At 64.2% G+C, this 14,742-nt stretch carries 13 protein-coding genes; 6 read left to right on the top strand and 7 right to left on the bottom strand.

Annotated elements, in window-relative coordinates:
• Positions 1 to 21: 21 nt before the first annotated feature.
• Genes atzF through ACHIRB_RS24135 form a run of 5 tightly spaced genes read right to left on the bottom strand, consistent with a single transcriptional unit; the run spans position 22 to position 6,797 of the window.
• Positions 22 to 1,719: an allophanate hydrolase gene (gene atzF / locus ACHIRB_RS24155; RefSeq protein ID WP_395125008.1), complete on the bottom strand. Its 1,698-nt coding sequence runs from the start codon at positions 1,717 to 1,719 to the stop codon at positions 22 to 24.
• Complete coding sequence (locus tag ACHIRB_RS24150) at positions 1,716 to 3,731, bottom strand: 5-oxoprolinase/urea amidolyase family protein (RefSeq protein ID WP_395125007.1); 2,016 nt, start codon at positions 3,729 to 3,731, stop codon at positions 1,716 to 1,718. Before ACHIRB_RS24150 ends, atzF begins: the two co-directional genes overlap by 4 nt.
• A complete protein-coding gene (locus tag ACHIRB_RS24145; protein WP_395127788.1) occupies positions 3,728 to 4,423 on the bottom strand; it encodes an urea amidolyase associated protein UAAP2 in 696 nt (231 codons plus the stop codon). The genes ACHIRB_RS24150 and ACHIRB_RS24145 overlap by 4 nt, the downstream gene beginning before the upstream one ends.
• On the bottom strand, positions 4,420 to 5,277 hold the full coding sequence (locus ACHIRB_RS24140; RefSeq protein ID WP_395125005.1) for an urea amidolyase associated protein UAAP1: 858 nt from the start codon (positions 5,275 to 5,277) through the stop codon (positions 4,420 to 4,422). Before ACHIRB_RS24140 ends, ACHIRB_RS24145 begins: the two co-directional genes overlap by 4 nt.
• Positions 5,274 to 6,797: an amino acid permease gene (locus tag ACHIRB_RS24135; RefSeq protein ID WP_395125004.1), complete on the bottom strand. Its 1,524-nt coding sequence runs from the start codon at positions 6,795 to 6,797 to the stop codon at positions 5,274 to 5,276. The genes ACHIRB_RS24140 and ACHIRB_RS24135 overlap by 4 nt, the downstream gene beginning before the upstream one ends.
• A gap of 187 nt (positions 6,798 to 6,984) precedes the next feature.
• Between ACHIRB_RS24135 and ACHIRB_RS24130 the strand changes: the two genes are divergently transcribed.
• The 3 genes from ACHIRB_RS24130 (at position 6,985) to ACHIRB_RS24120 (ending at position 10,341) form a co-directional block, all read left to right on the top strand.
• Complete coding sequence (locus ACHIRB_RS24130; RefSeq protein WP_395125003.1) at positions 6,985 to 8,025, top strand: putative nucleotidyltransferase substrate binding domain-containing protein; 1,041 nt, start codon at positions 6,985 to 6,987, stop codon at positions 8,023 to 8,025.
• On the top strand, positions 8,022 to 8,825 hold the full coding sequence (locus tag ACHIRB_RS24125) for a Fic/DOC family protein (RefSeq protein ID WP_395125002.1): 804 nt from the start codon (positions 8,022 to 8,024) through the stop codon (positions 8,823 to 8,825). Before ACHIRB_RS24130 ends, ACHIRB_RS24125 begins: the two co-directional genes overlap by 4 nt.
• 70 nt (positions 8,826 to 8,895) lie before the next feature.
• The gene (locus ACHIRB_RS24120; protein ID WP_395125001.1) at positions 8,896 to 10,341 is read left to right on the top strand and encodes an amidase; all 1,446 of its coding nucleotides are present in this window, start codon (positions 8,896 to 8,898) and stop codon (positions 10,339 to 10,341) included.
• On the opposite strand, the gene ACHIRB_RS24115 is transcribed toward ACHIRB_RS24120, so the two are convergent.
• Together ACHIRB_RS24115 and ACHIRB_RS24110 are read right to left on the bottom strand one after the other, a co-directional pair.
• Entirely contained in the window at positions 10,331 to 11,038 is a 708-nt protein-coding gene (locus ACHIRB_RS24115; protein WP_395125000.1) for a GntR family transcriptional regulator, read from the bottom strand. The two genes, ACHIRB_RS24120 and ACHIRB_RS24115, sit on opposite strands and share 11 nt — an antisense overlap.
• Positions 11,035 to 11,565 carry an HD domain-containing protein gene (locus ACHIRB_RS24110; protein WP_395124999.1) on the bottom strand — a complete coding sequence of 177 codons (531 nt, stop codon included), beginning with the start codon at positions 11,563 to 11,565 and terminating at the stop codon, positions 11,035 to 11,037. The genes ACHIRB_RS24115 and ACHIRB_RS24110 overlap by 4 nt, the downstream gene beginning before the upstream one ends.
• A 100-nt stretch (positions 11,566 to 11,665) precedes the next feature.
• Between ACHIRB_RS24110 and ACHIRB_RS24105 the strand changes: the two genes are divergently transcribed.
• The 3 genes from ACHIRB_RS24105 to ACHIRB_RS24095 all read left to right on the top strand — a co-directional run bounded on the left by ACHIRB_RS24105 (position 11,666) and on the right by ACHIRB_RS24095 (position 14,741).
• A complete protein-coding gene (locus ACHIRB_RS24105) occupies positions 11,666 to 12,793 on the top strand; it encodes a TIGR03364 family FAD-dependent oxidoreductase (RefSeq protein WP_395124998.1) in 1,128 nt (375 codons plus the stop codon).
• A 31-nt stretch (positions 12,794 to 12,824) separates the two neighbouring features.
• Positions 12,825 to 13,532: a phosphonatase-like hydrolase gene (locus tag ACHIRB_RS24100; RefSeq protein ID WP_395124997.1), complete on the top strand. Its 708-nt coding sequence runs from the start codon at positions 12,825 to 12,827 to the stop codon at positions 13,530 to 13,532.
• Positions 13,533 to 13,670: 138 nt separating this feature from the next.
• The gene (locus tag ACHIRB_RS24095; protein ID WP_395124996.1) at positions 13,671 to 14,741 is read left to right on the top strand and encodes a 2-aminoethylphosphonate ABC transporter substrate-binding protein; all 1,071 of its coding nucleotides are present in this window, start codon (positions 13,671 to 13,673) and stop codon (positions 14,739 to 14,741) included.
• The last annotated feature ends 1 nt before the right edge of the window (position 14,742 follow it).

The following is a 14,742-nucleotide window of genomic DNA, read 5'->3' as shown; positions in this document are numbered from 1 at the left end:
GACTCACGAGGCCGAAGGCCATTACTGCGACGCGGCGACCGCCGCCTTCCTGGCGGCGACCCAGCCTCCGAATGCGGAGATATCGCGCGCTGCCGTTGCGGCCTCGAAATCGCAGCCGAAGCCCGTTATCCACGAGCCGTCCTGGAGTTCGACGGATCCAAGCAGCATCGGGGTGGGGAGTTCGGCGAGGAAGTCGCCGAGCGCGCTCGCGGACAACACCCACTTCTCCCCCACGATCGACACCCCGCCCTGCGCTACCCGCAACAGTCCGGGTTTCGGTGGCACCGTGTCGAGTTCGGTGAGTCGGTAGTTCGCCGCGGTGGCGATCGGTCCAGCCCATCTCGCACCGCGGCTGGAGAGTTCGTGGTCGAGCGGTTGACCACGCAGGTGCGCGCCGAACACGGCGAGCTCGCGGACGGGTGCTGCGATCTGTTCGAGCCACGAGTGCGTCGACGACCCGGCCCCGAGGATCCGACCGGCTAGATCGGCAAGAACGCCATCGTGAAAGCTCTTCGACAGCAACGTGATACCGAACTGAGCAACACCACGCTCACCTTCGTCCACCTCGCCAACCGGAATCGCGATCGCCGACATGTCGAAGAGGTTGCAGAAGTTCGTGTAGCGACCCATTGCGGAATTGACGCCGATCGGATCGGCAGCGACCTCGTCGATGGTCGGGTGCATCGGCGCGGTCGGCACCATCAGCGCGTCGCAGCCCGCCAACTCGGCGAACGCAGCCGCGCGCAGTTCCTGCACTCGCGCGCGGTCCCGCAGCAGCTGCGACGCGGTCACGTCCCTGCCCGACGCGGCGATCGACGCGACGGTCACATCGACGCCGGCCGCAGCGTCGGCGCCGGACACGAACTCTCCGAACGCATTCCACCGCTCAGCGACCAGGGCGCCGTCGTAGAGCAACCGCGCAGCCTCGAGGAACGACGTCATGTCGATCGACACGATCTCGATGCCGGCAGCACGAGCACGGTCGGCGGCGTCGGCGAATGCGGCTTTCCAGTTGTCGGCGAGCGCAGACAAGTCCTTCGGCACAGCGACTTTCGCGCGTGGCGGCGCCGCGAGCGGTAGGTCGTTCGGCCAGGCTCGCGCGGAACGCTCACCCGCCATCGCTGCCATCGCTTGCTGTGCCGTCGCAAGATCTTTGGCGAGAATCGAAACGCAATCGTAGGACGCGCACGCCGGCACGACACCCTCGGTCGACACGATGCCGATCGTCGGCTTGATCCCGACGATGCCCTGAAGACCGGCCGGAACCCGACCCGACCCTGCTGTGTCCGTCCCGATCGCGATGTCGGCGAAACCGAGGGCTACCGCGACTGCCGAACCCGAACTCGAACCACCCGATATGTGTCCTGGCCGACGCGAATCATGCACCGCGCCATAGGGACTACGAGTTCCGACGAGTCCGGTCGCGAACTGATCGAGGTTCGTTTTGCCAAGAACGACAGCGCCCGACCGGACCAGATTGGCAACTGCCGGTGCGTCACAGGTCGGCGTGTACGCGAATCCAGGGCATCCGGCCGTCGTCGGCAATCCTGCGACATCGACGTTGTCCTTGACCGCCAACAGCAGACCCGCAAGCGGACCACCGGCAGCCAACGCTGCGGCGTAATCCGCCTCGACGGACTCCCTGTCCCGCAGGTGCACAAAGACTTCCGGCCGATCAGCGTCGGCGATCCGGCGGAATATGTCGGACACCCTGCTCATGCGATCTCTTCCCCTCGTGATTCTTCGGGCGTTGCCGCGAACTCTCCCGCGGCAGCCCATCGTTGCCGCTCTTCCGCTCGAGCAGTCTCCATCAGTGTGCGCTTGGTCGCGATGTCGGCAGCATTCTCCGACAGAAAGGCCTGGTGTTGCGCGAGCGAGAAGCTGCCGTCGACGACCTCGACCTGCCCTCGCCCCGCCGCCATGTCGGCACGCAGGTCCAACAGCTCGTCCGACGAGACCGGGTACCAGCTGATCCTGTCGAAGAATCTGAGCAACCACGGATGGTCCGGCTCGAACCCGGCGGACTCCAACGGATGGCGGTGATTCCAGATCTGTGTTGTGCGGCCGACGAATTGGTAGCCACCAGGGCCTTCCATGCCGTAGATGCATAGGTACGCGCCACCGATCCCGACAGCATTCTCCGGTGTCCAGGTACGGGCCGGGTTGTACTTCGTCGTAACCAACCGGTGTCGCGGATCCAACGGTGTCGCAACCGGAGCACCGAGGTACACGTCGCCGAGTCCGAGCACAAGGTATTCGGCGTCGTAGACGGTGCGATACACGTCGTCGACGCTGTCGAGCCCGTTCATCCGACGAATGAACTCGATGTTCCACGGGCACCACGGCGCGTCGGCGCGAACGCCGTGCATGTAGCGCAGTGTTGCCTCGCGAGTCGACGGATCGTCCCAGCACAGCGGCAGTCGAACGGTTCGACTCGGAACGACGAGTTCCGACGCCGACGGCAACTGCTGCTCGATCTCCTGCAGTGCGGCGAGCGCTGACGGCAACCCGCGAACGGACGGATCCAGCTTGACCTGCAGCGACCTGATGCCGGGCGTGAGATCGACGATGCCCGAAAGTTGTTGTTCCGCAACTGCGGTATGCAATGCGTGGACGCGGGCACGTAGCGCGAGATCGAGTCGCATCGTCCCGTATTCGACGAGGATGTTGTCGTCGCCACTGCGTCGGTAGGTGACGATCGTGGACTGATCAGACGTCACCGAACGACCGAGTATGCCGTGGTCGGCATCGCCGCCGCGCGAGAACACCGCCGGTGACGAGGCGCGACGTGAGCGTCCGAGCGCCTTGTGCGACGCCGCTTCCGACGCCCGAACAGGCACGAACCTGACCGTGTTTCCCGGGGCGAGTTGCCCGAGCTTCCAGCGGTCGGCGCTGGTCACCGTCACCGGGCACACGAAGCCACCCAGGCTCGGCCCGTCCGGTCCGAGCAGGATCGGGGTGTCGCCCGTGAAGTCGAGGGAGCCGACGGAATAGGCGTTGTCGTGAATATTCGACGGGTGCAATCCCGCCTCGCCGCCGTCCGGTCGCGCCCAGTCAGGACGCGGACCGACCAGCCGGACCCCTGTGCGATCGGAGTTGAAGTGGACCTCGTAGTCGAAGGTGTAGAGCGTGTGGATGTCGTTGTCGGTGAAGAACTCCGGCGCCGAATGCGGACCGACGGTGACGGCGATCTGCCAATGCCGAGCGAGCGCGGGTTGTTCTTCGACGAGGATGCGACGACGAATTCCGGTCGCTTCGTCGTCGACCTTCAGCACATCGCCGACCGTCAGGGCCCTGCCGTTGTGCCCACCGAATCGTCCGAGCGTGAACGTCGACGCGCTGCCGAGGTACGGCTGCGCCGAAATGCCACCTGCGACAGCAAGATAGGCCCGGACTCCGGGTCCCGTCACCATGCCGATGTCGAGTAACTCACCCGCACCTACCAGCACAGGTTGCCATGGCGAAACGGTTCGTCCCGCAACGGTGATCGGAACTTGTGCGCCGGTGACGCTCACCCAGGTGTCGGTATCGAAGCGCAACGCCGGACCCGCCATCGTGATTTCGAGGCCGGGCGCACCCTCCTCGTTACCGACGGCGACGTTGGCGAGCCGAAACGACAGGTCGTCCATCGGACCGGACGGCGGTACGCCGATCTGCCAGTAGCCGACCCGACCCGGCCAGTCCTGCACGGTCGTCATCATGCCGGCGCGAATCACCTCCATGATGGTCATGTCCTTGCGAACGTGTCGTCGCGAGTCACGATCATGCGCACCGTCGTCGGGTCGAATCCGTTGCAGGGGTTGTTGATTTGCGGGCAATTAGAAACCAGGACGAGGGTGTCGATCTCGGCACGTACAGCAAGCCTCTTACCCGGTGCGGACAGTCCGTCGACGATGCCGAGCGACCCGTCGGCGTCCACCGGCACGTTCATGAAGAAGTTGATGTTGCCGACGATGTCGGCTTTGCCGAGTCCCCACCGCGCACCCTCACGGACGAAGTTCTCTACACACGCGTGCTGATGTTTGGTGTGATGCCCGTACCGCAGGGTGTTCGATTCCTGCGAGCACGCACCGCCGACCGTGTCGTGATTGCCGACCTCGTCGGCAACGATCGTGAGCATCGGAGCGCCGTCGGAGTCGCGTAGTACGGTGTCCACCGACAGGTAGATGTTCTGTTGTGCAGCAACGGTTGTCGCCGCCGAATAGCGAACTGCATGGTCGTTCGCACCGTAGAACAGGGTATCGACGGCCTGGTTGCCGAACAGGTCGACGATGGTCAGCACCTCGCCTTTGCGCACGATCGCCGACCACGGACCACGGGCCGGTGCGATCTCGTCGAGCACTACGTCACCCGGCGCCAACGCGAGAGTGGTTGCGGGCGCGGTGGTGAGGTCGTTGGCTGGATTATCGATTGACGTACTCATCGGACTCCCCCGATCGTGGTGCCGGGATGTAGTGCGTTCCAGGCGTCTTCGGTGTTTGCGTGAGCGCGTTGGTACTCGGGGTCTCTGTCGTCGAGCGTCGATCCGATCTCGCGGAGGTCGCTCTCGGCCTCCCAGGCAAGAACTTCCAACGCCGTCGTTGCGAACTCCGTCGCCGGGTCGAGCGGGTGCGCGGTGTTGGCGATCGCGACTATCAGCGGAAGATGAAGCAGCAGTTCGACGGCCGCGCCTGCTCCGGCCGACCCGATCGACCGCAGCCCGCCGTCGGCGCCGACCCGAATTCCGTGGAAGAACGACAGATTCGGCGCTACGTCACGTGGGCGCAGTCCGTTCTTGAGTGCGGCGAGGGTCAGCAGTTCCCGACCGGCAGGAGCACCGGACTCGACCTCACCCGAGCCGTACTTCTCGATGTTGCCCGCCAAGGTCGTTGTGCCGCAGAGCGCGTCGTGGTGCTGTGAGGAATCGGCGACGATGGTGGCAAGTACTCTTCCTTGATCGCTGAGCAACGGATGCCCGCTGGTCAGGTAGGCCTGCCACGGAACCTTCACCGTGTCGGCAACATTGAGCCGCTCCCACGGTGCATCGGCCCGCCACAGGAGCAGGTGTGCGCAGGCTGCTCCGTCGAGGTCTCGCAGTCGCAACCGGGTACCGCGCGCGAGCACCTTCGTCGCGTAGCGCCCGCCGGGAATCGTCTCCGCCCAGGTCAGTCGTCCTGCATCGACGCCGGCAGGAGGGTCGGACCATGCCGTGGCCGGTACGACCGGCATTGCGTCGGTGCTGATTCCGGCTTGCGAGCGAGCGTGCTCCCGCGCGCCGGATGTTGTTGCGGTACTCATTCTCCAACTCCAGTCTTGACAGGGTTCGGATGTGCCTTCTTGTGCGGGAAGCAGGCGATACCGAGCAGCAGGGCGATCGCGATGCTGATCGGTCCTGCCCACACCATCAAGGGGTATTCGCCTGTCGGATCGAAGATTTCAGCGCGCGGCCAACCCAGGTTGACGATCATCACGACGCCGTAGACGACTGCGGCCGCATTCACGACGATGCCGAATTTACCGAGGGTGAACAGCGGTCGACCTTCGGCGTCGACGCTTCGGGCGGCGGTCGACTGTGACGGCCAGCCGCGGAGGCGTCGGTACAGCAGCGGCGCGGTCACAAGCAGGTAGGCGAGGTAGATCAGGATGATGCACACGCTGGCAAGAGTCGCGAAGATCGCCGAGTTGCCGACGTTGACGAGCAGCACGCCGATGCACAGCAGCCCGATCAGGATCGACGGCCAGATCGGAGTACCGGTGCGCGGATTTACTCGCGAGAGCACCGACGAGGCCGGCAGTCGACCGTCACGTGCCATGGAGAACATCAACCGAGACGCGGCTGTCTGAATTGCCAAGGTGCAGATGGTGATTGCGATGCACACATCGATCAGCAGGATGGTTCCCCAAGGCGAGGACAACACGGTGTCCAGCACGTACGGAAGTCCTTCGGCAGCGAGCCTGCCATCGGTGAGGCTCGGTGCGGCCATCAGCGCGCCGATGATCATCAGCCCACCACCGAGTGCGGACACTGACAGTGCGAGCCGAATCGTTCGGGGTGCGACCCGACGCGGATTGCGGGTCTCTTCCGCGAGTTCGCCCGCCGAGCCGAAGCCGACCATCACGTACGCAGCCATCAACCCGGACACGATCCAGGCCCACAGATAACCCGGCTGATCCGACGCGCCGGTATCGAGGACGACGTCGGGGCCACGTTGTGCATGCGTGAAAAAGACTGCGACAACGGCAATCACACCGACGATCTCGCACACGACACCGATGCTGTTGACCCGTGACATCCATTTGACGCCGATGCAGTTGATGGTCGTGGTGACAGCGAGCAGTATCGATCCGAGTACAACTGCGTTGGCTGCGCCGCTGCTCGAGGTGAGGTCGGGGTCGTCTCCGACGAGTTGGAATCCGGTCCAGATTGCGGGCATGACAACCTGCAGTGCGATCGCGGCTGCCGAGGCCGTCACGATCTGGGCGAGGATCATGAACCAGCCACCGAACCAGCCGACGACCTCGCCGCCCATTCGACGGGACCATTGATAGATCGCGCCCGAGATCGGGTACCGCGCAGCGAGTTCGGCGAAGCAGAGTGCAACGAGGAACTGGCCGGCGAAGACCAGCGGCCAGGTCCAGAAGAAGGCCGGTCCGGCGAATCCGAAACCGAGCCCGAACAATTGGAAGATGGTGGTGAGGATCGATACGAACGAGAAACCGGCGGCGAAGGATTCGAACTTTCCGAGCGAACGATGAAGCTGTTGCTGGTAGCCGAACTCTGCCAGATCGTCATTGTCCTCGACGGTTTTCAATGTCATCGTGACCTACTCGTGAAAGGGGTGCCGCTTGTTACCTGTCAGATGACAGTTAAGCCCGACGCGATGTCGTCCGCGTTACACACGAGTTTCTTTTTTGTTCGATTCTGTCCCCTTTGCCGTACCGCTTGCCGAGCCTCCTTCACCACACTGCACACCCAACGCCCAACCTGATGCCACAATTTCGGACATGACCGTGCCTGCCAACGTCGTCGAGTTGTGCAACCTCATCGAGGACACAACCGACGAGGCAGCACTGGTGCAGGCCGCGCGTGGCGCACGTCGCATCGTCGCCGAAGCGCAGCGCGACGGTATGCCCGCGACGAAACTCGCCGAATCGTGGTCGACGCTGGTCCGCAGCACCGTCGCCTCCGCAGCACGGTTCGGAATACCCCCGTCGAGCGCGGGCTGGTCCTGGTACGTCTCGGGGAGCACTGCACGCAACGAGGCACTGCCGGGTTCGGACGTCGAATCGATACTGGTGCTCGACGATCCCCGGGCCGACCTACGCGCTGCGATGGACAGCGCCGGTTACGTCCACTCGGTCCTCGACCGTTGCGGGCTGCGCGGCGACGACAAGGGTGCGGTCGCGTCGCGGGCCCGCTTCTGTCGAACGGCGGTGCAGTGGACCGAGGGAATCGATGCGTGGACCAACGATCCGCAACTCGACCGCGGCGTCGTGATGTCAGGGCTGCTGGCCGACGCACGATCGGTCACGGGCGACAGCGATGCCCTCCGACATTCTCTGGCCGAGGTGATCAAGACGCGCGAGCGGGCTCTCGCTGCGATGCTCAGCGATTCTCTGTTCGTTCGTGCAGCGTTGCCGTCACGGCTGCGGCTCTTCGCGACGCGAGACGACGTCGTCGATCTCAAGGCCGCCGCGATCGAGCCTGTTGTATCGATCGCCCGCTGGGCTGCGCTGAGCTCGGGATCGCCGACGCTCGCCACCCTCGATCGACTTCGTGACGCGGCGGGTACGAAGTTTCTCAGCACCGACGACGCGCAGGTGCTGCGGGAGTGCTACACGATCTCGACGCGGATGCGTTGGCATCATCGCGCGCGGCTGTGGCTCGATGCGGGGCCGAACGACAGCCGAGTCACCGATGAGGTGACGCTGTCGGACCTGCCCCCGCAGGACCGGGCGCTGCTGCGCGGCGTCGGTAGGGAGATCAGCGGAATCAGGCGAAAGCTCGCCTATCTGGCGTCGACGTCGACCTTCACCGGACGGTGACTACCAAAAATTCTTCGGACGATCTTCCGGACGCCGTCGCTCAGGCGATCGCCGCGGAAGCCCTCGAAGGCTGGCGACCGACCGACGAGAACATCGCCGACCTCGTCGCCGTCTTCGATGCGCGAATGTCGTTCGGCGAATACCTCGGCAGGTATCTGACGTCGATCCGCGAACCGCACACCCTCGTCAGGCGACGTATCGTCGCACGTCGCAGACCGTATTTGATCCCGGGGACAACGGTGCTGCGCAACAACTTCGGCATCGAAGAGGCGGCCGCGCTGCAACAGCTGGAATACCTGTGCACGGCAGCGCGGATCGTTCGTCTCGATGTCTCGAACCCGTTCTCGGTCCCGGATCCACACGAGCTACACCAGCAGATCTTCGGTGATGTGTACGCCTGGGCCGGGCAGAACCGGATCACCGACCTACGCCGCGGCGACTCCGCATTCGCAACTGTCGACACCCTCGATGCACGGATGCAGCTGATCGCTGCAACTGCCGCCGAGCTGGTTGCGACGTGCGACGCCGTGTCGGACAGCGAGTTCGCGTATCTGCTCGCACGCCTGTACGCCCTCTACAACCACACCCATCCGTTCCGCGAGGGCAACGGTCGCACAGGGACGCTGTATCTGCGACTGCTCGCCCGCCGGTGCGGCCGGAGACTCGATCTCACGGGTATCGGGAGAGCCGAATGGATTCAGGCCTCGCGTGACTCGATGCCTTTTCGTCGTGACGGCGATCCCCAACATCGCCCGTTCCTTGGGTTGTTCGGAAAAGCCATAGGCCCTTCGGGCTCGTGAGTCCTTTTGGTGGGCCCGCCCGCCGAAAGTGCTCACGAGCCCGAAGGGCCCGCGTGTGTATCGTGCGAATGTGAGCACTCGAATACATGCGTTCGGCGACGATGCCCTGAGCGACCACGACGCTACGGCGATCGCGGAACTGATTCGGACACGCAAGATCAGCCCGCTCGACGCGGTCGACGCGGCGATCGAACGCGCCGAACGGGTGGAACCGGCCCTGGACGCAATCGTGGTTCGCGACTTCGAGAACGCTCGAAAGGCCGCCGCCGCAACGCCGATCGGCGCCGGCTTCGCCGGCGTGCCGACCTTCGTCAAGGACAACATCGACATCGCCGGCTTGCCGACGAATCATGGCACCCGAGCATTCGTCGCCCGACCTGCCAAGGCCGACGGTGTCTTCGCGAAACAGTTTCTCGCGCAAGGTGTCGTCAATCTGGGGAAGAGCGCACTGCCCGAGTTCGGCTTCAACGCCAGCACGGAGTTCAGGGAGGGTGTGCCTACCCGAAATCCATGGAACCCAACGTTTTCCGCAGGAGCATCGTCGGGCGGTGCTGCCGCGTTGGTTGCCGCAGGCGTCGTTCCACTCGCTCACGGCAACGACGGCGGCGGATCCATCCGCATTCCGGCAGCGGTCTGCGGTCTGGTCGGGTTGAAGGCAACGCGTGGGCGGTTGCGCGAGGAGAAGTTGAGCCACGCCATGCCGATCAAACTCGTCATGGAGGGCGTGCTCACCCGCAGCGTCCGCGACACTGCCAACTTCTTCGCCAATGCCGAAGAGCACTATCGCAATTCGGCGCTACGCCCGATCGGCCGAGTGCTCGCCCCAGGTTCCCTGCGCCTTCGCATCGGGGTGCTGCCCGACACGGTTGTCGGCAACCCGGCGGACTCGGAAACCCGTGCCACAGTGACTGCGGCGGCAACACTGCTCGCCGAGTCGGGCCACCACGTCGAGGAACTGTCCGTGCCACCGGCCGGCGAACAGTTCGCCCAGGATTTCGCGGTCTACTGGGGATTGTTGTCTTTCTTCGTCGCGACGACGGGCCGGTTGTCCGTCGCTCGTGATTTCGATTCCGCGAAGCTGGACAATCTCACGATCGGATTGCGAGATCACTACCGCGCCAATCTGCTTCGCACCCCCGCCGTGCTGTACCGCCTGCGACGATCTGCCGCGGAATACAGCCGATTCTTCGACAACTACGACGTGGTGTTGTCGCCGGTGCTCGCCCACACCACACCCGAGATCGGCTACCTGTCGCCGTTGCAGTCGTTCGACGAACTGTTCGAGAAGCTACGCAACTACGTGTCGTTCACACCGTTGAACAACGCGAGCGGTGGACCCGCGATTTCCTTGCCTTTCGGCGAGTCGGGCCTCGGTTTGCCTATCGGAGTGCACCTTTCGGCCAATCACGGCGACGAGGCGACGCTGTTGGAACTGGCGTACGAGATCGAGCAGGCGACGCCGTGGCGCCGCATCGATGCCGTGCCCGAACGCGCCGACTTCCGGCTCAGCGAGTGAGCGTTGCGACGAACGCGATGCGATCACCGCGGTAGAGCGACCTGATGCATTCGATCGGAACACCGTTGGTGTCCAGCGTTTTTCGATGCATCAGCAGCATCGGCATAGCCGTGGTCGACTCGAGCAGCGCTGCCTCGCGCGGTGACGCGAGCACAGTCTCGATCCGCTCGGTCGCCTCGCCGAACTCGACTCCCGATGCGCGGATCGCGGCATAGAGCGAGGTTGTCGGATCGAACGTCTGCCGGAAGTCACCGAAGCGGGACTTCGGTAGGTACGTGCTTTCCAGCCCGATCCGCTCACCATCGGCGAGCAGAACCCGCTCGAGATGCATGACCGGCGACTCGAGAGGTAGCGCGAGATCGGTCGCGAGTGTGTCGTCGGCGACGAGGTCTTCCCAGGTGACGACGACGCGACTCGGCACTCTGCCGTAGAGCAGGGCTCCTTCGGTATAGGAGCGAAGCGACAGCGGCTGCGTCAGCTTGGGCCGCGATACGACGGTCCCCCTGCCGCGTCGCTCGATGCGTCCTTCGACCAGAAGTTCGTGCAACGCTTGCCGAACCGTCTCTCGCGATACTTCGAAACGCGCGGCCAGTTCGCGTTCGGGTGGCACAGTGTCGCCGACCTCGAGTTCGAGGAGGATGTGTTCGAGCCCCTGACGTACGACGTAGGACTTCGGCTCTCGATCGAGCGACGTCATGCCACCGTCGTCCTACGTTCGAGTAACCGTCCTGCGACCTCTAGCACCTCTGCTATCGACGCACCTTGCGCGCCAGGGACTTTGGCCGCATCATCGTAACGTCGCAGCCGTAGCGCGTCTGGCCACCAGGGATGCTCGACATAGGCGCGGTCGACCCCCGAACCGCCCTGCGCCTGCATCGACAGGACCGATACATCGGAAAGCATTGCCGCATAACCGGGTTCGGTCTCGGCCAAAAACTTCTTTGCGGCGACGTGCGCGCCTGCGAGCCAACCGACCCGGTCACCGAAGCGCGGCGTCAACCATTCGCGTGCCACGTGATCGTGCTTCGCGGTCGGCGATCCGTCGACGAGTGGGCTGTGTCCGATGTCGTGCAATGCGGCGGCGACAACCAGTTCGTCGTCGGCATCGTCGTCGAGGGCGTGCCGTGCACTTTGGAGTGCGTGCTGGAGTTCGTCGACGAGCTCCTCGTCCCACACACCTTCCAGTGACCGCAACAAACGACCCACCTCGTCCAGCACATCCATGGCCGTGATGGTACCCCCGGATTGGTCTATACCAATTGTTAACGTGTTGTTCGCACGGCGATCACCCATTGGTCTAGACCAATGGGCCATGCTTCTCTGCATGCGTTTGGTAATCATCGGCGGCGGAATCCTCGGAACCGCGCACGCCCTGGCAGCAATCCGTCGCGGACACGAAGTTGTCCACCTCGAACGAGAGACCGAAGCGCGCGGCGCGACCGTTCGCAACTTCGGACTCGTGTGGGTATCCGGCCGTGCGAGTCACGAACTCGACGCCGCGTTGCAATCGAGGGACCTGTGGGAAGAGATCGGCGGACGCATCGCAGGCGTCGGATTCCGACCGACAGGATCGATCACACTGCTCCGCACTCCCGACGAGGTAGCCGTCGCCGAGGAGATGCTCACCCGCGTCGATGCCGTCGATCGTGGTTTCGAACTGCTCGATCCCACAGAGGTCCGCGCCCTTAACCCGGCACTTCGCGGCAAATTCCTTGGTGGCCTGCATTGTTCGCGTGACGCAGCGGTCGAATCACGAGTCGCGCTACCTGCGATTCGCGCCTACCTTGCCGCGACGGGACGCTACGACTTCCACGCAGGTACCGAGGCACGCTCGGTCACCTCCAGCACCTCGGGCGCGTCCGTTCGCGACGACCTCGGCAACACCTACGACGCCGACCTCGTCGTCTTCTGCCCCGGCGCCAACCACACCGGGCTGACACGTGAACTCGCGGGCGAACTCCCCGTCCGAAGAGTACGACTGCAAATGATGCAGACGGCACCGCTCGGCGAACCGTTCCCGACCGCCATCGCCGACGGCGACAGCTTTCGGTACTATCCGGCGTTCGCAGGTACCGCGCTGGATGCGCTGGCAAGCAATCAAGCCCAGGACTTCACCGCCGCCGAGCACAAGATGCAACTCCTCTGTGTGCAGCGACTGCACGGCGGCCTCACCATCGGCGACACCCACGAATACGCCGAACCGTTCGCATTCGACGTCGACGAAAGCCCGTACGAGTACCTGACCGGCGTCGTCGAAGAACTGCTCGGCCGCAAGCTCCCCGAGGTAGTTCGTCGCTGGGCGGGGGTCTACAGCCAGTCGCTCGACCCCGGCGAACTCGTGCACCGCAAACAGGTCGACGACCACACCTGGGTCGTCACCGGCGTCGGCGGACGCGGAATGACGTTGAGCCCGTTCCTCGGCGAGCAGTCGGCCGATCTTTTCGATCTCTGATCCGACAACAACTTTCGAGCTAGGAGTTCCCTTGAGCAACAACCAGTCCGACAATCTGCCCACAACGTCGATACAACTCGCCGTCCTCGACATGGCCGGAACGACCGTCGCCGACGGCGGCCTCGTACTGCAGGCTTTCGACATCGCCGCGACGTCGGCAGGAATTGCGGAATCCGGCGCCGAGCGTGATGTCGCACGCAAGTACGTCGTCGACACCATGGGCCAGTCGAAGATCGCCGTGTTTCGCGCGTTGCTCGACGACGAACAACGTGCTCAGGCAGCCAATCTCGCGTTCGAGCAGGCCTACGACGCACTGATCGAGGCAGGCAACGCCGCAGCGCTGCCCGGTGCCGAACTGGCGATCGACAAGCTTCGCAGCGCAGGCATCAAGGTTGCGCTGACGACCGGCTTCAGCAGCTCGACACAATCGAAACTCCTTACCGCTCTTGGCTGGGACCACATCGCCGACCTGGCTATCGCGCCGCCGGACGCCGGCCGCGGTCGACCCTACCCCGACCTGATCCTGACCGCGATTCTGCGCCTCGGCATCGACGACGTCAAAAGCGTTGCGGTGCTTGGCGATACGACGAGCGACATCGCAAGCGGACTCGCTGCGGGGTCGGCCATCGTCGCGGGCACCCTGACCGGCGCGCACGACGAGGCGCAGTTCCGCGCAGCGGGTGCGACGCACGTCGTCGCGACAGTCGGCGACTTCGCCGACCTCCTGCTCTCCGACTGACCGCTTTCGGACTGACCGCTTCCGGACTGACTGCATCCCGACCGACCGCTTTCCGACCCACCGTCCACTTTCGACAAACACCCCCTGCACGTCGCATCGCAATCCACACCGACCCGACCCCCGAAAGGGCTCAGTTCCATGCGCATTCGTAGAAATTCGACACATCGGCGCCGCCTCGGCGCAGGCAAGATCGCGATGCTTGCCGTGGCCGCGACCGCTATCTCGTTCACCGCGGCCTGCGGTGGCACCGGGACAAGCAGTTCCGACGGCAAGACTCTCACCGTCTACAGTGCCGATGGCCTTGCGGGCTGGTACAAGACGCAGTTCGCCAAGTTCGAAGCCGACACCGGCATCGCCGTCAACCTCGTCGAAGCCGGATCGGGTGAAGTCGTTTCACGGCTCGAGAAGGAGCAGTCGAACGCGCAGGCAGACGTCGTCGTCACACTCCCCCCGTTCATCCAGCGCGCTGAACAGCAGGGCCTGTTGCAGCCGAGCGGTGTCGACACTACGGCCATCGCGGACGCCGACAAGGATCCCGACGGCAACTACGTCACGCTCGCCTCGAACTTCCTGTGCTTCATCGCAAATCCGGGTGCCAACCCGGCTCCGGTCACGTGGGACGACCTGCTGAGCGAACAGTTCAAGGGCAAATTGCAGTATTCGACGCCAGGGCAAGCCGGTGACGGCACCGCAGTACTTCTGCTGCTGCAAAACCTGCTTGGCAAGCAGGGTGCGCTCGACTACCTCGGCAAGCTGCAGGCCAACAACGTCGGTCCGTCGTCGTCTACGGGCAAGCTGCAGCCGAAGGTCAGCAACGGCGAACTCCTCGTCGCCAACGGGGACATCCAGATGAACCTGACGTCCATCAGGGACGACGGGTCGAAGTTCAACGTCTTCTTCCCCGCTTCCGCGGACGGTAAGCGCACCACGATCGCAGTCCCCTACGTCATGGGCCTCGCGAAAGGCGCACCGAACACCGAAAACGCAAAGAAGCTGATGGAGTTCATGTTGAGTTCCGACGTCCAGAAGACCTTGGGCACAGAGGCTCTCGCCGTGCCTGCCCGCTCGGACGCCGTAGCTGCCGATACCGCACCGGGTTCCCCGGCCGCGTTGCTGAACGACGTCGAGGTGTACCACCCCGACTGGAACACCGTCATCACCGAACTCGACGCCGACGTCGCCGCGTATCAGAAAGCAACCGGGAGCTGAT

It is taken from the genome of Antrihabitans spumae (assembly GCF_043944905.1).
GTDB lineage: Bacteria > Actinomycetota > Actinomycetes > Mycobacteriales > Mycobacteriaceae > Antrihabitans > Antrihabitans spumae.
This window is presented reverse-complemented; position numbering and strand designations above follow the sequence as displayed.